The 23,551-nt window shown below is 62.2% G+C and carries 22 protein-coding genes; 13 read left to right on the top strand and 9 right to left on the bottom strand.

Features of this window, described 5'->3' with window-relative positions; all coding sequences use genetic code 11:
* Nucleotides 1-20: 20 nt before the first annotated feature.
* From I5R65_RS09715 to coaBC, 5 genes are all read left to right on the top strand, one after another.
* On the top strand, nucleotides 21-725 hold the full coding sequence (locus tag I5R65_RS09715) for a GntR family transcriptional regulator (RefSeq protein WP_180670665.1): 705 nt from the start codon (nucleotides 21-23) through the stop codon (nucleotides 723-725).
* 173 nt (nucleotides 726-898) lie between these two features.
* Nucleotides 899-1,876, top strand: a complete 978-nt coding sequence (locus I5R65_RS09710) for a bifunctional riboflavin kinase/FAD synthetase (protein ID WP_180670664.1) — start codon at nucleotides 899-901, stop codon at nucleotides 1,874-1,876.
* Nucleotides 1,877-1,998: 122 nt separating this feature from the next.
* The gene (ileS, locus tag I5R65_RS09705) at nucleotides 1,999-4,893 is read left to right on the top strand and encodes an isoleucine--tRNA ligase (protein WP_180670663.1); all 2,895 of its coding nucleotides are present in this window, start codon (nucleotides 1,999-2,001) and stop codon (nucleotides 4,891-4,893) included.
* Between the two features lie 74 nt (nucleotides 4,894-4,967).
* The gene (lspA, locus tag I5R65_RS09700; RefSeq protein ID WP_180670662.1) at nucleotides 4,968-5,483 is read left to right on the top strand and encodes a signal peptidase II; all 516 of its coding nucleotides are present in this window, start codon (nucleotides 4,968-4,970) and stop codon (nucleotides 5,481-5,483) included.
* A 48-nt stretch (nucleotides 5,484-5,531) separates the two neighbouring features.
* Nucleotides 5,532-6,728, top strand: a complete 1,197-nt coding sequence (coaBC, locus tag I5R65_RS09695; RefSeq protein WP_180670661.1) for a bifunctional phosphopantothenoylcysteine decarboxylase/phosphopantothenate--cysteine ligase CoaBC — start codon at nucleotides 5,532-5,534, stop codon at nucleotides 6,726-6,728.
* 15 nt (nucleotides 6,729-6,743) lie between these two features.
* On the opposite strand, the gene I5R65_RS09690 is transcribed toward coaBC, so the two are convergent.
* The 5 genes from I5R65_RS09690 to I5R65_RS09670 form a co-directional block, all read right to left on the bottom strand.
* Entirely contained in the window at nucleotides 6,744-7,409 is a 666-nt protein-coding gene (locus I5R65_RS09690; RefSeq protein ID WP_180670660.1) for a GntR family transcriptional regulator, read from the bottom strand.
* 123 nt (nucleotides 7,410-7,532) lie between these two features.
* A complete protein-coding gene (locus tag I5R65_RS09685) occupies nucleotides 7,533-8,816 on the bottom strand; it encodes an amidase (RefSeq protein WP_180670659.1) in 1,284 nt (427 codons plus the stop codon).
* A gap of 130 nt (nucleotides 8,817-8,946) precedes the next feature.
* A complete protein-coding gene (locus I5R65_RS09680; RefSeq protein WP_231395131.1) occupies nucleotides 8,947-9,918 on the bottom strand; it encodes an ABC transporter substrate-binding protein in 972 nt (323 codons plus the stop codon).
* Nucleotides 9,915-10,679 carry an ABC transporter permease gene (locus I5R65_RS09675; protein ID WP_006463161.1) on the bottom strand — a complete coding sequence of 255 codons (765 nt, stop codon included), beginning with the start codon at nucleotides 10,677-10,679 and terminating at the stop codon, nucleotides 9,915-9,917. Before I5R65_RS09675 ends, I5R65_RS09680 begins: the two co-directional genes overlap by 4 nt.
* Nucleotides 10,680-10,689: 10 nt before the next feature.
* The gene (locus I5R65_RS09670) at nucleotides 10,690-11,490 is read right to left on the bottom strand and encodes an ABC transporter ATP-binding protein (RefSeq protein WP_180670656.1); all 801 of its coding nucleotides are present in this window, start codon (nucleotides 11,488-11,490) and stop codon (nucleotides 10,690-10,692) included.
* 448 nt (nucleotides 11,491-11,938) lie between these two features.
* Between I5R65_RS09670 and dut the strand changes: the two genes are divergently transcribed.
* Both dut and I5R65_RS09660 read left to right on the top strand, forming a co-directional pair.
* Nucleotides 11,939-12,400 (top strand): dUTP diphosphatase, encoded by a 462-nt coding sequence (dut, locus tag I5R65_RS09665; RefSeq protein ID WP_006463163.1) that lies wholly within the window; start codon nucleotides 11,939-11,941, stop codon nucleotides 12,398-12,400.
* 143 nt (nucleotides 12,401-12,543) lie between these two features.
* Complete coding sequence (locus I5R65_RS09660) at nucleotides 12,544-13,635, top strand: M48 family metallopeptidase (RefSeq protein WP_180670654.1); 1,092 nt, start codon at nucleotides 12,544-12,546, stop codon at nucleotides 13,633-13,635.
* 186 nt (nucleotides 13,636-13,821) lie between these two features.
* Here I5R65_RS09660 and clpA read toward each other — a convergent pair whose 3' ends face one another.
* Both clpA and clpS read right to left on the bottom strand, forming a co-directional pair.
* Complete coding sequence (gene clpA / locus I5R65_RS09655; protein ID WP_180670652.1) at nucleotides 13,822-16,125, bottom strand: ATP-dependent Clp protease ATP-binding subunit ClpA; 2,304 nt, start codon at nucleotides 16,123-16,125, stop codon at nucleotides 13,822-13,824.
* On the bottom strand, nucleotides 16,122-16,436 hold the full coding sequence (clpS, locus tag I5R65_RS09650; protein ID WP_180670650.1) for an ATP-dependent Clp protease adapter ClpS: 315 nt from the start codon (nucleotides 16,434-16,436) through the stop codon (nucleotides 16,122-16,124). Before clpS ends, clpA begins: the two co-directional genes overlap by 4 nt.
* Before the next feature lie 339 nt (nucleotides 16,437-16,775).
* On the opposite strand from clpS, the gene I5R65_RS09645 reads away from it, so the two are divergent.
* Complete coding sequence (locus I5R65_RS09645) at nucleotides 16,776-16,982, top strand: cold-shock protein (RefSeq protein ID WP_006463169.1); 207 nt, start codon at nucleotides 16,776-16,778, stop codon at nucleotides 16,980-16,982.
* A gap of 185 nt (nucleotides 16,983-17,167) precedes the next feature.
* On the opposite strand, the gene icd is transcribed toward I5R65_RS09645, so the two are convergent.
* Nucleotides 17,168-18,424, bottom strand: a complete 1,257-nt coding sequence (gene icd / locus I5R65_RS09640) for an NADP-dependent isocitrate dehydrogenase (RefSeq protein ID WP_180670648.1) — start codon at nucleotides 18,422-18,424, stop codon at nucleotides 17,168-17,170.
* Between the two features lie 239 nt (nucleotides 18,425-18,663).
* On the opposite strand from icd, the gene I5R65_RS09635 reads away from it, so the two are divergent.
* The 3 genes from I5R65_RS09635 to I5R65_RS09625 all read left to right on the top strand — a co-directional run bounded on the left by I5R65_RS09635 (nucleotide 18,664) and on the right by I5R65_RS09625 (nucleotide 20,223).
* Nucleotides 18,664-19,230 (top strand): pseudouridine synthase, encoded by a 567-nt coding sequence (locus I5R65_RS09635; protein WP_180670646.1) that lies wholly within the window; start codon nucleotides 18,664-18,666, stop codon nucleotides 19,228-19,230.
* Between the two features lie 192 nt (nucleotides 19,231-19,422).
* Nucleotides 19,423-19,593: a hypothetical protein gene (locus I5R65_RS09630; protein ID WP_006463172.1), complete on the top strand. Its 171-nt coding sequence runs from the start codon at nucleotides 19,423-19,425 to the stop codon at nucleotides 19,591-19,593.
* A 153-nt stretch (nucleotides 19,594-19,746) separates the two neighbouring features.
* Entirely contained in the window at nucleotides 19,747-20,223 is a 477-nt protein-coding gene (locus I5R65_RS09625) for a DUF192 domain-containing protein (RefSeq protein ID WP_180670645.1), read from the top strand.
* Between the two features lie 180 nt (nucleotides 20,224-20,403).
* Here I5R65_RS09625 and rpsT read toward each other — a convergent pair whose 3' ends face one another.
* Entirely contained in the window at nucleotides 20,404-20,670 is a 267-nt protein-coding gene (gene rpsT, locus I5R65_RS09620; protein ID WP_006463174.1) for a 30S ribosomal protein S20, read from the bottom strand.
* A gap of 359 nt (nucleotides 20,671-21,029) precedes the next feature.
* On the opposite strand from rpsT, the gene murJ reads away from it, so the two are divergent.
* Together murJ and I5R65_RS09610 are read left to right on the top strand one after the other, a co-directional pair.
* On the top strand, nucleotides 21,030-22,583 hold the full coding sequence (murJ, locus tag I5R65_RS09615; RefSeq protein WP_180670643.1) for a murein biosynthesis integral membrane protein MurJ: 1,554 nt from the start codon (nucleotides 21,030-21,032) through the stop codon (nucleotides 22,581-22,583).
* Between the two features lie 119 nt (nucleotides 22,584-22,702).
* Nucleotides 22,703-23,551, top strand: coding sequence for a SirB1 family protein (locus I5R65_RS09610; RefSeq protein ID WP_180670642.1), 849 nt, complete (start codon nucleotides 22,703-22,705; stop codon nucleotides 23,549-23,551).

Here is a 23,551-nt window from a genome sequence, read left to right as displayed (position 1 = left end):
AACACCAGAATGCCCGCGCCATGACCGTCACCGTTGCCAACCCGCTTGCCGAACAGGTCTATCACCGGATCAAGGACGACATCTTCAGCTTCCGCCTGCTGCCCGGCGACAATTTCACCGAAACCGAGATGGCGCAGCGCCAGGGGGTGTCGCGCACGCCGCTGCGGGACGCGCTGTTCCGACTGCAGCGCGAGGGCTATCTGGAGGTGGGCTTCCGGCGCGGCTGGAAGGTCTGCCCCATCGATTTCGACCGGCTCGACAATCTCTACGACCTGCGCATCGTGCTGGAGATGGCGGCACTGGAAAAGCTGTGCAGCCAGGAGGAGCCCGGCGCCGGCCTGGAACAGTTGAACGCGATCTGGCTGGTACAGCCGGAAGACCGGCTCTCGGACGCGGTGCAGGTGGCCGAACTGGATGAAGCCTTCCATACCAACCTGGTGGCCGCCGCCGGCAACCACGAGATGACCCGGGTCCATACCGAGGTCACCGAAAAGATCCGCATCGTGCGTCGTCTGGACTTCCTCAAGAAGAAGCGCGTCGACGCCACCTACGAGGAACACGGCAAGATCCTGCAACTGGTGGCCAAGCGTCGCGCCACCGAGGCGCAGATCCTGCTGCGCGCCCACATCACCCAGAGCAAGCTGGAGGTGCGCAAGATCACCATCTGGATGCTGGCCGAGGCGCGCCAGTTGCAGGAGCCGGAAACGGTTCCTGCCTTGCGCTGAGCAGAGCCAGGCATGCACGAAAAGCAATATTTCTATTGAGAAATGTGAAAAAACCTTCCTGAGATGCGCAAGCAGGCGCTTGATCGCCCCGATCCCGCCACCAAATCAAGGAAAGCCTCCGAAACCATTTATAATGGAAGGCTTTTGTAACAGCGCATCTCTCCAGCGGCTCAATGAAGGTATTTCGCGGACTTCCCACAGCCGAATCGCGCGCCCCGTGCGCGCTGACCATCGGCAATTTCGACGGCGTGCATCTGGGCCACCAGGCCCTGCTGGCACGCGTGCGCGAGGCTGCCGGCAAACTGGGCCTGGACGCGGCGGTGATGACCTTCGAACCGCATCCGCGTGAATTCTTCGCCCAACTGGCCGGCACCCCCGAACGCGCCCCGGCGCGCATCGCCAACCTGCGCGACAAGCTGCAGTCGCTGGCCGACGCCGGCATCGACCGTGTGGTCGTGGAGCATTTCGGCAGCCACTTCGCCGCGCTCTCCCCGCAGGACTTCATCGAAAAGATCCTGGTACAGGGCCTGCACGTGCGCTGGCTGATGGTAGGCGACGACTTCTGCTTTGGCGCGCGCCGCGCCGGCACCCTGGCCACCCTGGTGGCGGCCGGCAAGGAGCATGGCTTCGAAGTCCATGCCCTGCCTACCGTGACCAATGCCGGCGTGCGCATCTCTTCCTCCGCGGTGCGGGCTGCGCTGGCCGAAGGCGATTTCGACCTGTCGCGCCAGTTGCTGGGCCATCCCTATGCCATCAGCGGGCGCGTGGTCCATGGCAAGAAACTGGGCCGCACCATCGGCTTCCCCACCCTCAACATGCGCGTGGGCCACAAGCGCCCGGCGCTGTCGGGCATCTTCGTGGTGCAGGTGCACGGCCTGTCGGACCAGCCGTTGCCAGCCGTAGCCAGCCTGGGCGTGCGCCCGACGGTCGACGACAGCGGCCGCGTGCTGCTGGAAACCCACCTGCTGGATTTCCAGGGTGATTGCTACGGCAAGCTGGTGCGGGTCGAATTCCTGCAAAAGCTGCGCGATGAGGAAAAGTACGTGGACCTGCCCACGCTGACCACCGCCATCGCCCGCGACGTCGAGCACGCCCGCATCTGGTTCCGCGAGAACGCCGGCTTCGCCGTCTCGGCCACCGACCGAATTTGAACGCTGGGCGATGGCCGGAGCAGCGCTCCCGCCGTCGTCCAGCCGCCCCATCCGCATTTCGCCAGCGCGCATGTCAGCACGCCCGGCGCCAGAATCAAACTGCATCCAAGGAAAGCTTTCTCATGTCCAGCAACGACAACTCCGCCAAGCCCGGCAAACCGGAAAAAGCCGGCAAGGCGCCCTCCAAATACCCGGTCAACATGACCGAGACCGCCTTCCCCATGCGCGGCGACCTGGCCAAGCGCGAGCCGCAATGGGTCAAGCAGTGGCAGGAGAAGAAGGTCTACGAACGTATCCGCAAGGCGTCGGCCGGCCGGCCCAAGTTCATCCTGCATGACGGTCCTCCGTATGCCAACGGCGACATCCACATCGGCCACGCCGTCAACAAGATCTTGAAGGACATGATCGTCAAGGCCCGCAACATGGCCGGCTTCGACGCGCAATACGTGCCGGGCTGGGATTGCCACGGCATGCCCATCGAAATCCAGATCGAGAAGCAGTTCGGCAAGAACCTGCCGGTGGCCGAAGTGCAAGCCAAGGCGCGTGCCTACGCCGGCGAGCAGATCGAGCGCCAGAAGGCCGACTTCATCCGCCTGGGCGTGCTGGGTGAATGGGACAACCCCTACAAGACCATGAACTTCTCCAACGAAGCCGACGAGCTGCGCGCGCTCGGTACGATCCTGGAGAAGGGCTATGTCTATCGTGGCCTCAAGCCCGTGAACTGGTGCTTCGACTGCGGCTCGGCCCTGGCCGAGGCGGAAGTGGAATACCAGGACAAGCGCGACCCGGCCATCGATGTCGGCTTCCCCTTCGCCGAACACGACAAGCTGGCCACCGCCTTCGGCCTGGCCGACCTGCCGACCCGTCACGGCTACATCGTCATCTGGACCACCACGCCCTGGACCATCCCGTCCAACCAGGCGCTCAACGTCCACCCGGAATTCGAATACGCGCTGGTCGAGACCAGCCGCAACGGCGAAGCCACGCTGCTGATCCTGGCCAAGGACCTGGTCGAATCCTGCCTGCAGCGCTTCGGCCTGGAGGGCAAGATCATCGCCACCACCACCGGCGAAAAGCTCGCGCTGATCCGCTTCCATCACCCGCTGGCCAAGGCCGATGCCGGCTACGACCGCCTCTCGCCGATCTACCTGGGCGACTACGTGACCGCCGACAGCGGCACCGGTATCGTCCACTCGGCGCCGGCCTACGGTATCGAAGACTTCATCTCCTGCAAGGCGCACGGGATGAAGGATGACGACATCCTCAATCCGGTCATGGGTGATGGTCGCTATGCGTCCTGGCTGCCGCTGTTCGCCGGCCTGAGCATCTGGGAAGCCTCCAAGCCGATCTGCGCCACACTCGAAGAAGTGGGTTCGCTGTTCAAGCTGGTCATGTTCGACCACAGCTACATGCACTGCTGGCGCCACAAGACCCCCATCGTCTATCGCGCCACCTCGCAATGGTTCGCCAGCATGGACAACACGCCCAAGGATGGCGGCCCCAGCCTGCGCCAGACCGCGCTGCAAGGCATCGAGGACACCGCCTTCTTCCCCGGCTGGGGCAAGGCGCGCCTGCACGGCATGATCGCCAACCGTCCGGACTGGACGCTGTCGCGCCAGCGCCAGTGGGGCGTGCCGATGGCCTTCTTCGTGCACAAGGAAACGGGCGAACTGCATCCGCGCACGCCGGAGCTGATCGAACAGGTGGCCCAGCGCATCGAGAAGAGCGGCATCGAAGCCTGGCAGGCGCTGGACCCCAAGGAACTGCTGGGCGAGGATGCCGAGCACTACGTCAAGAACCGCGACACGCTGGATGTCTGGTTCGACTCCGGCACCACCCACCAGACCGTGCTGCGTGGTTCGCACCGCCAGCAGTCGCAGTTCCCGGCCGACCTGTACCTGGAAGGCTCGGACCAGCATCGTGGCTGGTTCCACTCGTCGCTCCTGACCTCGTCCATGTTGAATGGCCGCGCGCCCTACAAGGCCCTGCTCACACACGGCTTCGTGGTCGATGGCGAGGGCAAGAAGATGTCCAAGTCCAAGGGCAACGTGGTGGCCCCGCAGAAGGTCTCGGACTCGCTGGGCGCGGAAATCCTGCGCCTGTGGGTGGCCTCGACCGACTACTCGGGCGAACTGTCGATCTCGGACGAAATCCTGAAGCGCGTGGTGGAAGCCTATCGCCGCATCCGCAATACCCTGCGCTTCCTGCTGGCCAACACGGCCGACTTCGACCCGGCGCAGCACGCCGTGCCGGTGGCCGAACTGCTGGAGATCGACCGCTACGCAATCGCCAACATGGCGCGCCTGCAAGGCGAGGTGCTGGCACACTTCGAGTCCTATGAATTCCACCCGGTGGTGGCCAAGCTGCAGATGTACTGCTCGGAAGACCTGGGCGGCTTCTACCTGGACATCCTCAAGGATCGCCTCTACACCAGCGGCGTGGATTCGGCGGCGCGTCGCTCGGCCCAGACCGCTGTCTGGCACATCAGCCAGTCGCTGCTGCGCCTGATGGCACCGATCCTGTCCTTCACCGCCGAAGAAGCCTGGAGCTTCTTCGCCGGCAAGGAAGCCTTCGAGGCCAGCGGCGAGACCATCTTCTCGCAGACCTACTACGCGCTGCCGGAAGTGGGCGATGCCGAGGCCCTGCTGGCCAAGTTCGCGGTACTGCACGAAGTGCGCGCCGTCGTCACCAAGCAGCTGGAAGAGGTGCGTATCGCCGGCAGCATCGGGTCTTCCCTGCAGGCCGAGGTGGAACTGAAGGTGTCGGGCGAGAAGGCCGACCTGCTGGAGAGCCTGGGTGAAGACCTCAAGTTCGTGCTCATCACCTCCGCTGCCAGCGTGACCCGCGTGGCCAGCGCCGAGGAAGAAGGCGTGGTGGTCACGCCCTCGACCCAGCAGAAATGTGAACGTTGCTGGCACTATCGCGCCGATGTCGGGTCTCATCCCGAGCATCCCGGCCTGTGCGGCCGCTGCGTGAGCAACCTGTTCGGCCAGGGCGAGAAGCGCCGCTTCGCCTGATCCAAGCAGGACGGCCTTGCAAAGCTGCCCGCCGCAACCTTCGCAGCGGGCAGCTCACTCAAACAAGAACATCCATGGCAACCAAAAAGCGCTCCTCCTCTTCCGCCTCGTCCTCTTCCACCCAGGGCCTGCTGCCCTGGCTGGGCATCGCCGCCATCGTGCTGCTGCTGGACCAGCTCTCCAAGATCACCATCCTGAAACTGTTCCACTACGGCGAATCGCTGCCCGTGACCGGCTTCTTCAACCTGGTGCTGGTCTACAACAAGGGGGCGGCCTTCAGCTTCCTGGCCGCCAGCGGTGGCTGGCAGCGTTATCTGTTCACCGCCATCGGCATCGGTGCGGCGGTGTTCATCATCCACCTGTTGCGCAAGCATCCCGGCCAGCGCATGTTCTGCTGGGCGCTGGCGCTGATCCTGGGTGGCGCCATCGGCAACGTGATCGACCGCGTGGTCTATGGCCACGTCATCGACTTCCTCGACGTCTATGTCGGCAACTGGCACTGGCCGGCCTTCAACATCGCCGACAGTGCGATCTGCGTGGGTGCGGTATTGTTCGTGGTGGATGAACTGCGCCGGGTCTCCCGGAAGTAAGAACGGCAACCCACCTGCGGCGCGCCACCTGGCGCAAGGGAGCATGCAATGGAACTGGCTGGCAAGAAAATCGTACTGGGCCTGACCGGCGGCGTGGCCTGCTACAAGGCCGCGATGCTGGCGCGCGAACTCGGCCGCGCCGGGGTGTCGGTGCATGTGGTGATGACCGAGGCGGCCACCCATTTCATGACCGCCGTCACCATGCAGGCACTGACCGGCAACCCGGTCTATACCGACCAGTGGGATGCGCGCATGGACAACAACATGCCGCACATCAACCTCACCCGCGATGCCGATGCGGTGGTGATCGTGCCCTGCTCCACCGACTTCATTTCCAAGCTGGCCCATGGCGCCTGTGACGACCTGCTCTCGACCCTGTGCGTGGCGCGTCCGGCAAGGGTGCCACTGATGGTGGCACCGGCCATGAACGTGGAGATGTGGCAGAACCCGGCGACCCAGCGCAATGTGCGCCAGATCAGGGAAGACGGCATCCTGCTGCTCGGCCCCGATGCCGGCGCGCAGGCCTGTGGCGAAGTCGGCGAAGGCCGCATGCTGGAACCGATGCAACTGCTGGAAGAGATCGTCGCCGCCTTCCAGCCCAAGCTGCTGGCGGGCCGCTGCGTGCTGCTCACGGCCGGCCCGACCTTCGAACCCATCGACCCGGTGCGCGGCATCACCAATCTGTCCTCGGGCAAGATGGGCTATGCGATCGCCCGGGCGGCACGTGAAGCAGGCGCGGAAGTGACGTTGGTATCCGGCCCGACCGCGCTGGACACACCCTATGGCGTGCGTCGCGTGGACGTGCAGACGGCACAGCAGATGCACGATGCGGTGATGGGCAATGTGGCCGGACAAGACCTGTTCGTGGCGGTGGCAGCGGTGGCCGACTGGCGCGTGGCCAATGCCAGCACGCAGAAGCTGAAGAAGCAGAACGAGCAGGACACGCCAGAACTGCAATTCGTGCAGAACCCCGACATCCTCGCCACCGTCGCCGCCCTGCCCCAACGCCCCTATTGCGTGGGCTTTGCGGCCGAATCGGAGAACCTGGAACAATACGGCGCGGCCAAGCGGATCAGGAAGAACATCCCGCTGCTGGTCGGCAATATCGGCCACCAGACCTTCGGCCGTGATGACAATTCCCTGATGCTGTTTGACGCCCAGGGCCACAGCGCCTTGCCGCGCGCCGACAAGCAGAGCCTGGCACGCCAGCTGATCCGCGAGATCGCGCGCCGCATGGCGCAATGAGCGGGTAATCCGGTGCTAGCGAAACGCGCTGCCCAAGGTCTCTTCGTTGACCGAATCCTGGATCGCCTCCAGCGTCTGCTGCAGATGCTGGCGCACGATCTGTTCGACCAGGGCAGCATCGCGCTGCCGGTAGCCTTGCAGAATCTGCGCGTGCTCTTCATTGTCGGTCAGCTGGATCTGCGGCAGCAGGTAGATCGACAGGGAGACATAGGGTGCGGCCACCAGCAACAGGTTGCGGACCATCTCGTACAGGCGTGATCCCTGCTCGCTGCGCATGAGGTGATCGTGGAAGTCGCAGTTCAGTGCCGCCCAGGCATGCGGGTCGTCAGCCCGGCACATCTGCTCGTGCAGCGCGGTGGCCGCCTCCAGGGCATCGGACCGGATCGAGGCCACCGACTTGTGCGCCAGCAGCGGCTCCAGCACGATGCGCAGTTCATAGATCTCGGCCACATCCTGTACCGAGAGCCCCTTGACCACCACTCCCTTGTTGGCATCGATGGTCACCAGCCCCTCCGAACGCAAGCCGCGGAAGGCCTCGCGCACAGGCGTGGTGCTGACCTCGAAGCGGCGCGCCACATCGTCCTGGCGCAACTTGTCACCGGGGCGATAGTTGCCGCGCAGGATATCGTTGCGCAGCTGGCTTAGGACCTGCTGCTCTATGGTTTTGAAGGCTTTTGACATGAGCACGTTGAGCTGGACGGCACGCCCCCTGCAGCGGCCTGCAGGATGGGGGAAGCCTCATTGTGGCCTGCCCGGCAGGCCGGTGCAAGCGCACCCTTGCGCCGGCTCCGCCCGCCGGCCGGCTCAGTTCCCCATCAGTTGCGCCGGCCGGATCGTGGGCAGGATCGTGCTGATCCATTGGGCGTGCTGCAGCAGGGCCAGGTCCTGGTCGCCAGGGCCGATCAGTTGCACACCGAAGGGCAGGAAGTCGGACGAATACCCCGACGGCAAGGTCACCGCCGGCAAGCCCAGCAAGGTCGCCGGGGTGCAGAAGATCGCATCGCCGGTCTTGTCCAGACCCGGCAAGGCAGTGGTCGGCGAAGGCAGGGTCAGGATCGCATCGAGCCCGTCGAAGACGCGATCACGCTCGGCCCTGAGGCTGGCCAGCCGCGCGCACAGCGCTTCGTAGCGCGCATTGCTGATGGCGGCACCGGCCTCGATGAGCGCGCGGATGTTGGGACCGGCCAGGTCCTCCTTGCCGCGGATATCGTCCAGCAGGGCGGCCCGCGCTTCATAGGCCAGGATCTCGTTGATCAAGGCATGCATCTCGATCAGGTCGACGGGCAATTCCACCGGCACGCAGGCAACGCCATGCCTTTCCAGGCGCCGGATGACGCCGTCGACATTCTGCTGGACGTCGCCCTGTACCTGCGCCCAGCGCGAACTGCGATAGATCCCGACACGGGCCGGTTTGACGCCGGCATGGAAGGCGCTCGCCGAGGCGGGCGGTGCAATGGCGCCGTCGCGCACGATCACGGCATGCATGACCGCCGACCAGTAAAAACTGGAGGTGATAAATCCCAGGTGATCCAGTGAGGGCGCGAGCTTGTGCGCGCCCTCGGTGGGAATACGGCCAAAGGTCGGCTTGTAGCCATAGGCGCCGCAGTAGGCGGCCGGGCGGATGACGGAGCCGACCGTCTGCGTGCCCAGGGCGATGTCGACGATGCCCGCGCCCACCGCCGCCGCCGAGCCACTGGAGGAACCTCCGGGGGTGTAGCCCGGATGCCAGGGGTTGACGGTGGCGCCGGGATCGCGCCAGGCGAATTCGGTGGTCACGGTCTTGCCGAAGATGATGGCGCCGGCCTGGCGCAGTCGGGCCACGATCCAGGCGTCGGCGGCGGGTTGATGGCCGGCGAAGATCGCCGAACCATAGGCGGTGGGCATGTCGGCGGTATCGATGAGGTCCTTGACCGCCACCGGGATGCCGGCCAGCGGCCCGCTGGTGTTCTGGGCGGCGGGGTAGCTCTCCGGGCGCCAGACGAAGGCCCGGAGCCGCTCGTCGAGGCGGTCGGCGGCCGCCACGGCGGCGGCCAGGGGGCTGGGCTTGGATGCGAATGCGGGTGCGGTCTGCGTCGCTTCTGTGGTCATGATCGTCTTCCTCTGCTGCTGGGTGGCGGTGCCGTGCTGCCAATCCACTGCGCAGTCAACTGCACTTGCGCGACCGGTTGGCTACCGTGCATCCGCGGCCCGGGGGCAGGATGCACGGCACATGGAGATCTTAAGGCTTGGTGGTCTTTTCGGCGAAGCTGTTGTCGACCGCGCTCTCGTACGTGACTTGCCCCGGCTTGACGTTGCCGATGGCAATCTGCAGATCCAGCCCGGCCTGGAAGGCTTCACGCGAGATGACCGGGGTGGCCGGGTAGACCTTCTGCTCCAGCAGACGTTTGACGGCGGCCCGCACCACTGCCGGGTCCAGCTGCGGGAACTCGGCGATGGCGACCTTGTAGGCCACCTCCGGATTGGACTGCATCAGCTTTTCCGCATCGGCGATGCCGGCCACGAAGCTCTGGACCAGTTGCGGCTTTTTCTCCACGGTGGACTTGAGGGTATCAATCGTGGAAAAGGCATAGACACCGTTGTACTGCTTGGCGAAGTCATGCACGATCTTGTACCCGTTGGCCAACGCCTGCTCCACCTGCGGCTGGTAGAGCGTCGCCGCATCGGCACGGCCGGCAGCCACCGGGGAGATCTCGGTACCGATGGCCACCGTATTGAGCTTGACCGAATTGAGGCCCTTTTCCTTGAGCAGGTTCTGCAGCAGGTAGGTCGAGGTCGACGGCGGGATGGCGGTGGAAATGGTCCGGTCCTTGAAGTCGGCGATGGAGTTGATCGGTGAATTGGCCGGCGCGACCGTCCACACCGGCACGCCCGCCACCACCATGGCCACATTGGTCAACGACGCGCCCTTGAGATTGGCCAGCACGGCCGTCATCGGGTCTTGCAGCGAGAAATCGGCGTGACCGCCAATGACCGCCGCCACACCCTGGGCGCCCCCGCCGGCGGTCACCTTCTGCACTTCCAGACCGCGCTTGGCGAACAGTCCTTCGCCCATGGCGACATACAGGGGGAGATACTGGATGGACTGGAAGGCCTGGTAGATCACCGCCTTCTCGGCGGCCATCGCGACGCTGCTCCCGAAACAGCCGATGCACAGCAGTGCGGCTGCGCTTGCCTTGCGGATGGACTTCATTGTTCGCCTTTCCATGAAATTACCCTTTCTTCAGTCAGTTTTACCAGCCAGGTGAGTAAGGCCGCCATGAGCGTGAGGATGATCACGCCCAGCCAGACGGTATTGAGGTCAAACAGCGAGCCGGCCACGAAGACCGCATGCCCGAGTCCGCTTTCGGAGGCGATGAATTCGCCCACGACCGCCCCGATCAGGGCGAAGCCGATGTTGATGCGCAGGATGGAAAAGATCCACGGCACCGACGCCGGCAGGATCAGTTTCTTGAACACCTTGGCGCGCTGGGCCTTGAAGGACTTGAACAGGTTCAGGAGATCCTTGTCGACCTCCTGGGCAGCGGCGCAGGAAGAGATGATGGCCACCGCGAAGGTGGAGATGCCCGCCAGCCAGATCTTGGAGACCATGCCCGAGCCGAACCAGATGATGATCAACGGCCCCAGCGCGATCTTGGGAATGCTGTTGAGCAGGATGGAGAACTGCTCGACGATGGCCGAAGTACGCGGATAGAACCACAGCGCCAGTCCCAGTGCGATGCCCAGGCCGCTGCCCAGCAACAGGCCCAGCAGGGTCTCTACCAGCGTGACCCAGGTGTCGTAGAGCAGTTGTCCCTGGCTCAGGCCGATCACGGCGGATTTGTAGATGCCCGCCGGCGAGCCCAGCAGCTGACCGTTGATCAGATTGGACTGGGCCGCCATCTGCCACACGATGACGGCCACCACCAGCAAGGTGGCGACGATGGCGGTGGCGCTGCCGTCTTTGGATTTCATCACTCTCTCCTCAGGTGCTGGCGTGGGCGACGTCGCTGGCACGCAGGGCGTTCCAGATCTCTTTGTGGTAGTGCGGGAATTCTGGCGCGCCCCGGGCGCTGACGGCGTCGCGCAGGCCATTGCTGCCCTCCACCGTGAGCACGATGTGCTGCTCGCGCATGATCTGCGCCGGACGTCCACCGAGCACCACCACCCGCTGGCTCATGGCGATGGCTTCGTCGATGTCGTGGGTCACCAGGATGACGCTGGTGCCTTCGCTGCGCGTGAGGCTGATGACATCGTTTTCCAGCATCAGGCGGGTCTCGTAGTCGAGCGCGGAGAAGGGCTCGTCCAGCAGCACCACGGTGGGATCGGCCAGCAGCGTGCGACACAGCGCCACGCGCTGCTTCATCCCGCCGGAGAGCGCATGCGGATAGGACTGCGCCACGGTGTCCAGGCCATAGCGCTTGAGCATGGCGCGGGCGCGCTCACGGTCGGCTTCGGTGACATCGCGCTGCAACTCGATGCCCAGCACGGCGTTGTCGAGGATGGTGCGCCAGGGCAGCAGCAAGTCCTTCTGCAACATGTAGGCAATGCTGCCGGCGCGGCCGTCCTCGCGCGGCTGCAGCACGATGCGACCGGCGGTCGGCTTGAGCAGCCCCGAGATGAGGTTGAAGAGCGTACTCTTGCCGGCGCCACTGCGACCGACGATGGCAACGATTTCACCTTTGCCGACATTGAAGTGAAGGTTCTGGAATATCCGGATTTCTTCGCCGTTGGCCTTGATGAAGGCGTGGCTCAGATTGTCGACTTCTAGACGGTTGTCCGACATGGGCTCCTGCTCCTGAAGACTGCTCGAATGGCATGGGCGGCACGGAAAATGACCCCGTATGCCGCGTCGATGCGGCATGGCGACATTGATTATGCATAATGCATAATCTTGCCGGAGGTCATGAGCAGAATCTGTGCCAGATGCAGCGACAGGATGTTATAAGCCTTATGGGGCGCGCACTTGCGGCGAAATAGGGAGATTTTCCCTGCAGGGTGACGGCGCTGGCATCCCTTGCACCGGGCGCGCGATTGGCGCAATTGCACCTCAATCGGACATTGCGCTGCACCAAGGCTGTCCGCAGAAGCAGGCTCCCGCGTCGATCCCAGCGACTGGCCAGGGTGGCAAGAAACATCCATTCCGAGATGGAAGTTGCTAGAATTGCGGCCTTAGGTGATGCTCGCCGCCAGCCTGGCGCGCATTCTTGTCATTCCATCACCCGTGAAGAAATATGCATCGTCGAATCGAAGCCCGTATCGTCAACCCCCTTCTCGGCGAACAGATCCCTGTTCCCAGCTATGCCACCGATGGCTCCGCCGCTCTGGATCTGCGGGCCTGCATCGAGGCCCCCATCACTCTGCGCGCCGGTAGCCGCGAACTGATCAAGACCGGCCTGGCCATCAACATGATGGATCCCTCGCTGGTGGCCATCGTGGCCTCGCGCTCGGGCCTGTCGCTCAAGCACGGGCTGCATGTGGCACAAGGCATCGGCGTCATCGACGCCGATTACCATGGTGAAATCGCCGTGATCCTGGCCAATTCGGGCCAGGAAGACTACGTCGTGCAGCCGGGCGACCGGATTGCCCAGTTGATGTTCCAGCCGGTGGTACAGGTGGCCTTGAGCATGGTGGACAAGTTCTCCACCGAAACCGAGCGCGGCGAAGGCGGCTTCGGCAGTACCGGCAAGTCTTGAATCGTCCCCGCCGCTGGCTATGGCGCCAGCGGCCGTCCTACGCCACAGTACAAAGCGACAAGGAACCGTGACAAGGATGAGCCTGTCCTATGGCCTGTCCGGGACACCCCGGACCCAGCAGGCCCCTATTGATGGAGAACCGCATGCTCGTACCCCCCCTGCCCGCGTGGCAGAAGATAAGAACCCTCGCCACTCTGGCGCCGCTGGCCATCCTGGCCGCCTGCGCCACCCAGGAACCCGGCACCGCGCCGGCCAGCGCCCCCGCCAAGCCGACGGTAGTGACCCAGGCACCCAAGCCGGTCGCCGACAATCCCCAACAAGCGCAACTGCGTGAACTGATCGCCCAGCAGGATCGTCTCTATCGCGTGGCCGCGCCGCTGCTGACCAGCAACGCGCAACTATGCCGCGGCAATGCCCGCAACCTGCTGGGATTTACCGCCAAGAACAAGTATTCCTTCCCGATCGAATACGCTGAAACCGCCCGCAGCCTGGGCTATGACGACCGCCTGCAGGTTACCGGCGTGCTGCCCGGCAGTGGTGCGGAAAAGGCGGGCATCCAGCGTGGTGACTTCCTGATGTCGGTAGCAGGCAAGCCGATGCCGCAGGGCACCGATGCCGAACGCCAGGCCGCCGTGCTGCTGAGCCCGCTGGTGGTCAAGCAAACACCGATTGCACTGGGCGTGCAACGCAACGGCCAGAACAGCACGCTCAACGTGCCGCTGACCTATGCCTGCGCCTTCAGCATCGAGCTGGGCAATGCCGACAACGTCAACACCTATGCCGATGGCCGCCGCGTACTGATTACGCGAGGCATGCTCAAGTTCACCCGTTCCGATGATGAACTGGCCTATCTGATCGCCAAGGACATGGCGCACAACATCCTCGGACATGCGATCCGCCAACGCATGGTGTCGACCATCGCGGAGGTGATCGATAACCTTCTGCTGCCGCATCCGGACCCGACCACCACTGCTGGCACGGCCGGTATCCGCGTCTATCCGCAGGACCTGGATGCCGCGGCAGATACCCTGTCGCTGTACCTGCTGGCACGCGCCGGCTACAACATCGACAATGTGCCGGCCTTCTGGAAGCGCCTGGCCGAGCAGTATCCGGCCAGCGTGCCAAATGGCTATACGGCGTTGCATCCGGCGACCACTTATCGTCTGTCGATGATCGACAAGGTCACGCAGATCGTGAAGGCCAAGCAGGAAGCGGGCAAGCCACTGGTACCCTGAGTCTTCTGATCACGCCTCTTTGGCCTGATGTTTGCCCTGAGACGGCGCGGTGAAGACCGCGCCGTTTTTTGTTGTGCGTATCTTGTTGTGTGTACGCGGGTATCGCAAGCGCTCTGTCCCAAAAACAAAAGGCCACTCCGGATTTCCGGAGCGGCCTTGTTGGCTTGCTGATTTACTGGCAGAGGCTTATTCGACTTCGAGCTTTTCCTGCGGCTCTTCCGGCGGGGACGAATCGTCGCCCTCGGGGAACTCCAGCTTGATCTGGTCCTTGTCGTCCATCTCCACCGTGACACGACCACCGCTGACCAGCTTGCCGAACAGCAGTTCGTCGGCCAAGGCCTTGCGGATCAGGTCCTGGATCAGGCGCGACATCGGGCGTGCCCCCATCAGCGGATCGAAGCCCTTCTTGCCCAGGAACTTGCGCAGGCTGTCGGAGAAGACGGCTTCCACCTTCTTCTCGTGCAGCTGTTCTTCCAGTTGCATGAGGAACTTGTCCACCACGCGCAGGATGATTTCCTCGTCCAGCGGGCGGAAGCTGATGATGGCATCCAGACGGTTGCGGAACTCAGGGGTGAACATACGCTTGATGTCCGCCATTTCGTCGCCGGCTTCCTTCTTCTCGGTGAAGCCGATGGTGCGCTTCTGCAGGCTCTCGGCCCCCGCGTTGGTGGTCATGATGATGATCACGTTGCGGAAGTCGGTCTTGCGGCCGTTGTTATCGGTCAGCGTGCCATGGTCCATCACCTGCAACAGGATGTTGAAGATGTCGGGGTGCGCCTTTTCGATTTCGTCCAGCAGCAGCACGGCATGCGGCTTCTTGTTGACAGCCTCGGTCAGCAGGCCGCCCTGGTCGAAGCCGACATAGCCCGGGGGCGCGCCGATCAGGCGGCTCACGGCATGGCGCTCCATGTATTCGGACATGTCGAAACGCACCAGCTCGATACCGAGGATGAAGGCCAGTTGCTTGGCCACTTCGGTCTTGCCCACGCCGGTCGGACCGGAGAACAGGAAGGAGCCGATCGGCTTGTCGGTCTTGCCCAGGCCGGCACGGGCCATCTTGATGGCCGACGACAGCGCTTCGATGGCCGGGTCCTGGCCGAAGACGACGTTCTTCAGGTCGCGATCGATGGTCTGCAGCTTGGCGCGATCATCCTGGTTCACGGACTGCGGCGGGATGCGGGCGATCTTGGAAATGATTTCCTCGATTTCCGGCTTGCCGATGGTCTTCTTCTGCTTGGACTTGGGCAGGATGCGCTGTGCCGCACCGGCTTCGTCGATGACGTCGATGGCCTTGTCGGGCAGGTGACGATCATTGATGAAGCGGGCTGCCAGCTCGGCTGCCGAAGTCAGCGCGGATGCAGAATACTTCACACCATGGTGTTCCTCGAACTTGGACTTCAGGCCACGCAGGATCTGCACGGTCTGTTCCACGGTCGGTTCGTTCACATCGATCTTCTGGAAGCGACGCGACAGCGCGTGATCCTTCTCGAAGACGCCACGGAACTCGGTGTAGGTGGTCGCACCGATGCACTTCAACTGACCGCTGGAGAGCGCCGGCTTCAACAGGTTGGACGCATCCAGGGTGCCACCCGAGGCCGAACCGGCGCCGATGATGGTATGGATTTCGTCGATGAAGAGGATGCCGTTGGGGCTGTCCTTCAACTGCTTCAACACCGCCTTCAGACGTTGTTCGAAGTCACCGCGATACTTGGTGCCGGCCAGCAGCGCGCCCATGTCCAGCGAGTAGACGACGGCGTTCTTGAGGATCTCCGGCACATCGCCTTGCGTCACGCGCCAGGCCAGGCCTTCGGCGATGGCGGTCTTGCCCACGCCGGCTTCGCCCACCAGCAGCGGATTGTTCTTGCGGCGACGGCACAGCGTCTGGATCACGCGTTCGACCTCGGAATCGCGGCCGATCAGCGGATCGATCTTGCCTTCGGCGGCGGCCTTGTTCAGGTTCTGGGTGAACTGGTCCAGCGGGCTTTCCTTCTGCTGCCCTTCGGCCTGTACGTCCTCGGCACCTTCCGGCGCCTTCTGCGGATCGGCCTGCTGGTCCTTGCGTACACCGTGCGAGATGAAGTTGACCACGTCCAGGCGGGTCACGCCCTGCTGATGCAGATAGTACACCGCGTGCGAATCCTTCTCGCCGAAGATGGCGACCAGCACATTGGCACCGGTCACTTCCTTCTTGCCGTTGGAAGCCGATTGCACGTGCATGATGGCGCGCTGGATCACACGCTGGAAGCCCAGCGTGGGCTGCGTGTCCACTTCGTTGGTACCGGGTACCGTGGGGGTATTGTCGGTGATGAAATTGGTCAGCGTCTTGCGCAGATCATCAATGTTCACCGAGCAGGCGCGCAGCACTTCGGCGGCCGACGGATTGTCCAGCAACGCCAGCAGCAAGTGCTCCACGGTAATGAATTCATGACGCGATTGTCTTGCCTCGACAAAGGCCATGTGCAAACTGACTTCGAGTTCCTGCGCAATCATGCTTCCTCCATCACGCATTGCAGGGGATGCCCTGCTTTTCGAGCGTGGGTTAAAACGAGTTCCACTTTAGTGGATGCGATATCTTTGGGATACACACCACACATTCCCTTCCCATCGCGGTGAACCTTGAGCATGATCTGCGTCGCGGTTTCACGGTCCTTGTTGAAATGCTGCTGGATGACGGCGACGACGAATTCCATCGGCGTATAGTCATCGTTCAACAAAAAAACCTGGTACATCGCGGGCGGCTTGATTTTAGCCTGCTGCCGTTCCAGGACTGTACCGCCATCATTTTCGTGCTTGGTTGCCATGCGTTTATTGGACCATCAAAAGCTGTGCAACGCACAATGATCTCGTAACCTCTAGATGAGATAGATATTACTTGTTTTCCGGACCTTGCGCAGATGACGATGATTTATCCTAAATCAAGGGCATCCTGCTCTATCGCCAAAACAAGCGCATAAACTTTGAGATGAAAACTGCTTGACTTTTATATTTCGACCGAGAACAATGCAATTTCATTGATTAGTAGTTACTAAATGTAACAACTACTCGATGCGAAGGGGGCACGGTTTAAGGGGGGCTGCGTGACGCGCGATGCTTCTTGCTTTGACGGCTCGTGTGATACTTAATATTTGAAAGATGCTTTTATGGCAACAGGTACTGTCAAGTGGTTCAATGATTCCAAAGGCTTTGGCTTTATCACTCCGGATGACGGCGGCGAAGATCTGTTCGCTCACTTCTCCGCAATCCAGATGAACGGCTTCAAGACCCTGAAAGAAGGTCAAAAAGTCCAGTTTGACGTTACGCAAGGCCCCAAAGGCAAGCAAGCATCGAACATCCAGAACGCCGCCTAAACCCCGGTACGCTCTTGAAAGCCCTGCACTGCAGGGCTTTTTTCATTTGGGTCTGCCGGCAATGCTCTCATCATTCAGCACCCCGCCCCGTTCCCTTGCTTCAAAACAAACAGCCGGGTATTCCCGGCTGTTGTTTTTTCATCATCTTCTGGGCAGATCGCTCTGCCCGATGCAGTCTGCTTGCCTTACATGTTTTCGATCAGCACATCGCCGAATCCGGAACATGACACCTGCGTCGCACCTTCCAGCAGACGAGCGAAATCGTAGGTCACTCGCTTGGAGGACACCGACTTCTGCATTGCCGTGATGATCAGTTCTGCCGCCTCGATCCAGCCCATGTGGCGCAGCATCATTTCAGCCGAGAGAATGCTGGAGCCCGGGTTCACGTAATCCTTGCCGGCATACTTGGGCGCGGTACCGTGGGTCGCTTCGAACACGGCCACGGAGTCCGACATGTTGGCGCCCGGAGCGATGCCGATGCCACCGACCTGGGCCGCCACGGCGTCGGAAATATAGTCGCCGTTCAGGTTCATGGTGGCGATCACGCTGTATTCGGCCGGACGCAGCAGCACCTGCTGGAAGAAGGCATCGGTGATCGCGTCCTTGATCACGATCTGGCGACCGGTCTTGGGATTCTTCAGGCGCATCCACGGGCCATCGTCGATCAGCTCGGCACCGAATTCGCGGCCCGCCAGGGCATAGCCCCAGTCACGGAAGGCACCTTCGGTGTACTTCATGATATTGCCCTTGTGGACGAGGGTGACCGAGGGCTTGTCGTGATCGATGGCGTACTGGATCGCCTTGCGCACCAGGCGCTCGGTACCTTCGCGCGAGACCGGTTTGATGCCCAGGGCCGACGTCTCCGGGAAGCGCAGCTTCTTGACGCCCATCTCGCGGGTCAGCAGTTCGATCAGCTTCTTCACTTCGGGCGTTCCGGCCTGCCATTCGATGCCGGCGTAGATGTCTTCCGAGTTCTCGCGGAAGATCACCATGTCGGTCTTCTCCGGCTCGCGCAACGGCGAAGGCACGCCCTTGAAGTAACGCACCGGACGCAGGCAGACATACAGGTCCAGCTGCTGGCGCATGGTCACGTTGAGTGAGCGGATGCCGCCGCCGACCGGCGTGGACAAGGGGCCCTTGATCGAGACCAGATACTCCTTGAGCACGTCCAGGGTTTCATCAGGCAACCAGACATCGGAGCCATACAGCCGGGTCGACTTTTCGCCCGCGTAGATTTCCATCCAGTGGATCTTGCGCGCGCCACCGTAGGCTTTCTCCACGGCGGCATCGACCACCTTGAGCATCACCGGCGTGACATCCGCGCCCACGCCATCGCCCATGATGAAGGGGATGATGGGGTTATTGGGGACATTGAGGGTGTCATCGGCGTTGGCGGTGATCTTGCGCCCTTCAGCAGGCACTTGGATATGTTGGTACGACATCGTGGTCTCCGACGGTTGAGGCGGTGGCGATAGAAAGCATCAGCGGCAATCCGGGCACGGCGACTAGCGGTCGCCAGCGCGCAGATTGTCATACAAGCGGGGAATTTTAAGAGATTTCCACGGTTTGAGCCTGGGAAATTCCGGAATGCATTCGCGAAGTCTTATATAAGACATAGGACATCCTACGCCGATTATGCATCAGGATTTTACGGAATGCCATGTTTTTGCGACACTAGCGCATGCCTCTGATCTTATTCAACAAACCTTTCCAGGTGATGAGCCAGTTCTCGACCCATGCCGAGCGCCAGACCCTGGCGGACTACATCGATATTCCCAACGTCTATCCGGCCGGGCGGCTGGATGCTGACAGCGAGGGCCTGCTCCTGCTCACCGACGACGGCAAACTGCAGCATGCCATCGCCCACCCCCGGCGCAAGCAGCCCAAGACCTATCTGGCCCAGGTGGAAGGCCAGGCCAGCCCGGAGGCGTTGCAGCGACTGAGCAATCCGTTGGACTTGGGCGATTTCGTGACCCAGCAGAGCCAGGCCCGGCTGATCCAGGAACCGCCCTGGCTGTGGCCGCGCACGCCACCGATCCGCCAGCGCCAGAACCAGCCGACCAGCTGGATCGCGCTGACCATCAGCGAAGGCAAGAACCGCCAGGTGCGCCGGATGACGGCTGCCGTCGGCCTGCCGACGCTGCGCCTGGTGCGCATCGCAATCGGGCCGTTCTCGCTGGCAACCCATCCGGTGATGCCAGGCGAATGGCGGGAGGTAGATCCAACGGTACTGGACGGTCCGGCCTGAATAGCCTCACGCACAAAATACTGGCCACCATGACAACATTTTATGGTGGCAGAGTGCACGATTCTTCATCAAACCTCGTAAAAAAGATCAAAATCGATGTCAACCTTCATACGCGCCCACCGTTATTGGCATTGATTCGCACGAATCATCGTTTGCCTCACATCCCTAACATGTTGAATTGAAGGACGCAAAATGAAAAAATTGATCGCCGCTCTGATCGCTGGTCTGTTCGCCACTGCTGCTTTCGCACAAGCTCCGGCCGCTCCGGAAGCGCCGAAGGCTGAAGCCGCTGCTCCGAAGGCAAAGAAGGCCAAGAAGGCCAAAAAGGCCAAGAAGGCAAAGAAGGCAGCTGAAGCTAAGTAATTAGCGTCCGCATCAAGAAAAGGCAGGCTGGTCCTGCCTTTTTTCATGCCCGCACGCTTTTGCCGGCTGCCTGCTCATCCACTGTCGCACCCAGCCCGGCACCTGCTATGCTGCCTGCTCTTCGTCCGACCTGACCCACGATAGATATTGAACATGCGCCCATCTTCACTTTTCCGCCTCACCCTCTTGCGCCGTGCCGCCGCTGCCGTGCTGGCCATCGGCTGCATCGCAGCTGCCGCCGCCAGCGCCCAGACGCCGCCAGTACGCAAGTTCTCCACCACCCAGCTCAACATCGGCATCCACCTGATCAAGGCGGAAGTGGCCCAGACCGAGGCCGAGCGCGAGCAAGGCCTGATGTTCCGCGACAAGTTGGGGGACAACGAAGGCATGCTGTTCCTCTTCGGTCAGCCGGCGGGAGTCTGCATGTGGATGAAAAATACGCTGATTCCCCTGTCGGTGGCGTTCATGGATGAAAAAGGCGTCATCATCAACATCGAGGAAATGAAGGAGCAGACCCTGGATTCGCACTGTGCGAAGCGCGCGGCGGTCTACGCGCTGGAGATGAACAAGGGCTGGTTCAAGCAGAAGAACATCAAGCCCGGCACCAAGATCGAAGGCCTGTCCCAGTAAACAGGCTGGGCGGCTCCGGGAAGCAAGGCTGGCGGCCAGCCTCTTCCGGGTCCGCCGGCCAGCGAGAGAAGCGGCAAGAGCCAGCATCGACAAACGCAAAAAACCGCTTGCAAGCAAGCGGTTTTCTTGTACTGCAGCCTGAAGCGGATGAACCTCGCTTCAGATCAAGCCATGCGGCAATTAAGCAGCCAGGGCCTTCAGGGCAGCAGCCAGACGGCTCTTGTGGCGAGCAGCCTTGTTCTTGTGGATGATCTTCTTGTCGGCGATGCTGTCGATGGTCGACACGGAAGATTGGAACACGGAGGTTGCTGCAGCCTTGTCGCCGGCAGCGATGGCCTTGCGAACAGCCTTGATTGCGGTGCGCAGGGTCGAGCGCTGGCTCGAGTTGTGAGCGTTTTGCTTGACTGCTTGACGAGCACGCTTACGTGCCTGTGCGGTATTTGCCATGAAAATTATCCTAAATCGAGAGTCGTTTGCGCCGCAAACCCCGAGGACTCGCGATGCCAAATTCTGTAAAGCATCGGATTATAACCAGATTCACTGGACAAGGCAATCAACTTGTCCTCTTCTGTCGCTGAACTGTAGTAAACAGACCTGCATCGGCTGCGATGCAAGGTCGGCGACGGCTCGCTTGCCATGAAGAAATTGTCATTGGACATCGAACCTGTCATGGACTTGCCGACTCTACCTCCACCCGCTGCGCATCGCCGGTCCAGACCACCAGGCCCACCAAGCCCACCAGACGCGCCGGAACCAGGGCCGCGATTGCGGCCGCCGCCGCAAGGCCCCCGCTATAATGCCGCTCCATGAACTTGCATAAAACGCTAGCCGCCATTTCCGGCATGACGATGCTCTCGCGCATCACCGGACTGGTCCGGGAAATCCTGTTTGCCCGCGCCTTTGGCGCCTCCGCCTATACCGACGCCTTCAACATCGCTTTCCGCATTCCCAACCTGCTGCGCCGCCTGTTCGCCGAAGGCGCGTTCTCGCAGGCCTTCGTGCCCATCCTGGCCGAGTACAAGAACCGCCGCGGCATCGAAGAAACCAAGCACCTGATCGACCACGTCGCCACCGCCCTGATGTGGGTGATGCTCATCACCTGCGTGGCCGGCATCGTGGCCACACCCTTCGTGGTCTACTTCATCGCCACCGGCCTGCAATACGACCCGGACGCCTTCCACGCCTCGGTGCTGATGACCCGCATCATGTTTCCCTACATCGGCTTCATGGCCTTCGTGGCGCTGGCGGGGGGCATCCTCAATACCTGGAAGGAATTCAAGATTCCGGCGGTGACCTCGGTGCTGCTCAACGTGGCCTTCATCGTCGCTTCGCTGTTCGTGGCGCCCTTCATGGAGCAGCCCATCTATGCCATGGCCTTCGCCGTGCTGGTCGGCGGCATCCTGCAGGTCGCCATCCAGGTGCCGGCGCTGGTGAAGATCGGCATGCTGCCGCGCCTGTACTGGAATCCCATGCTGGGCCTGCGCGACGAGGGCGTCAAACGGGTGTTGAAGAAAATGGGGCCGGCCGTCTTTGCCGTCTCGGCCGCGCAGATCAGCCTGATGATCAATACCAACATCGCCTCGCGTCTGGAGCATGGCAGCGTGTCCTGGCTGACCTATGCCGACCGCCTGATGGAATTCCCAACCGCCCTGCTGGGCGTGGCCCTGGGGACCATCCTGCTGCCCAGCCTGTCCAATGCCCACGCCGAGCAGGACATGGAGGAATATTCCGCCCTGCTGGACTGGGGCCTGCGGCTGACCTTCATGCTGGCCATGCCGGCGGCGGTGGGACTGGCCACGCTCTCCGAACCGCTGACCGCCACCCTGTTCCACTACGGCCGTTTCGATGTGCTCTCGGTGAGCATGGTCAGCCATGCGCTGGTGGCCTATGGCGTGGGCCTGATCGGCCTGATCCTGGTCAAGATCCTGGCGCCCGGCTTCTATGCCAAACAGGATATCCGCACCCCGGTGATCATCGCCGTGGGCGTGCTGATCGCCACCCAGGCCATGAACAGCCTGTTTGTCCCGATCTTCGCCCATGCCGGTCTGGCGCTGTCCATCGGGCTGGGGGCCTGCCTCAACGCGCTGTGCCTGTTCATCGGCCTGCGCCGCCGCCAGATCTACGTGCCGCGACCGGGCTGGGGCCTGTTCCTGGTAAGACTGTGCGCTGCCTTGCTGGTGCTGGCGGGTGTGGCCATGTGGATGGCCGGCCACTTCGACTGGGTCGCCCTGCGCGCCCATCCGCTGCTGCGCATCGGCGCGCTGATGCTGGTGCTGGTGGTCTGTGCGGCCGCCTACTTCGGACCGCTGTTTGCCATGGGTTTCCGGCTGCGCGAATTCAAGCGGATCGCCCGCCGCTGAGCCTTTGAACCAGCCTTCCTGTCGCTTCAGCAAAAGAAAGCGGTGGAGTGAAACAACAAATTTCACTCCCCTCCAAGGAGACCTGACGCAGCGCGCAATATTTTGATAGCATGGGTGTCATGACGCTCACCTCCCTCGACTATTTCGCTTCGCTGGTGCGCCAGGACGATTCGATCCCGCTGTTCGAATCGGCCCTGACGTTGGGACAGGATTTCTATCCCGAAATGGATTTTGCCGAAGAGGAAATGGCGCTTGACTCCCTGGCCTTGAAGCTCAGGCAGCGACTGCCTTCAGACGCCTCGCAAATCCAGAAGCTGCGCATGCTGAACCAGTTCTTCTTCCAGGAACTGGCCTTCGCCGGCAACGTCAACAATTACTACGATCCCGACAACAGCTATATCCATCGTGTCATCTCGACCCGGCGCGGCATCCCGATTTCGCTGGCGGTGGTGTATATCGAACTGGCCCAGCAGATCGGGTTGGACATGAAGGGGGTTTCATTCCCCGGCCACTTCCTGATGAAGTTGTCGGTACAGTCTGGGGAAATCGTACTCGATCCCATGAACGGTTCCAGCCTGTCGCGGGAAGAACTGGAAGAGCGTCTGGAGCCCTTCCTGGCGCATCAGCAGGAAGAGGAATTCGGCGACGAACTGCCCTTGGCCGCGTATCTGCGGGCGGCCCACCCGCGAGAAATCCTGGCGCGCATGCTGCGCAACCTGAAAGCGATCTTCATGGAAAGCCAGCGCTGGCAACAGGTGCTGGACGTGCAGGAACGCCTGGTGATCCTGCTGCCCGAAGAAGTCACCGAAAAACGCGACCGTGGGCTGGCCTTCGCCAACCTGGGCATGGCCCAGGCCGCACTGGAAGACCTGGAAGCCTATCTGGCCCTGCGCCCCTATGCTGAGGATGCGCCCAATCTGCGCGAGATGCTGCCCGACCTGCGCGAAGCCTTGCGCAAGCCGAACTGA

It is taken from the genome of Herbaspirillum sp. AP02 (genome assembly GCF_015767275.1).
GTDB lineage: Bacteria > Pseudomonadota > Gammaproteobacteria > Burkholderiales > Burkholderiaceae_D > Herbaspirillum.
Note: the sequence above shows the minus strand (reverse complement) of the source record. Positions and strands in the feature narration are given on the sequence as shown.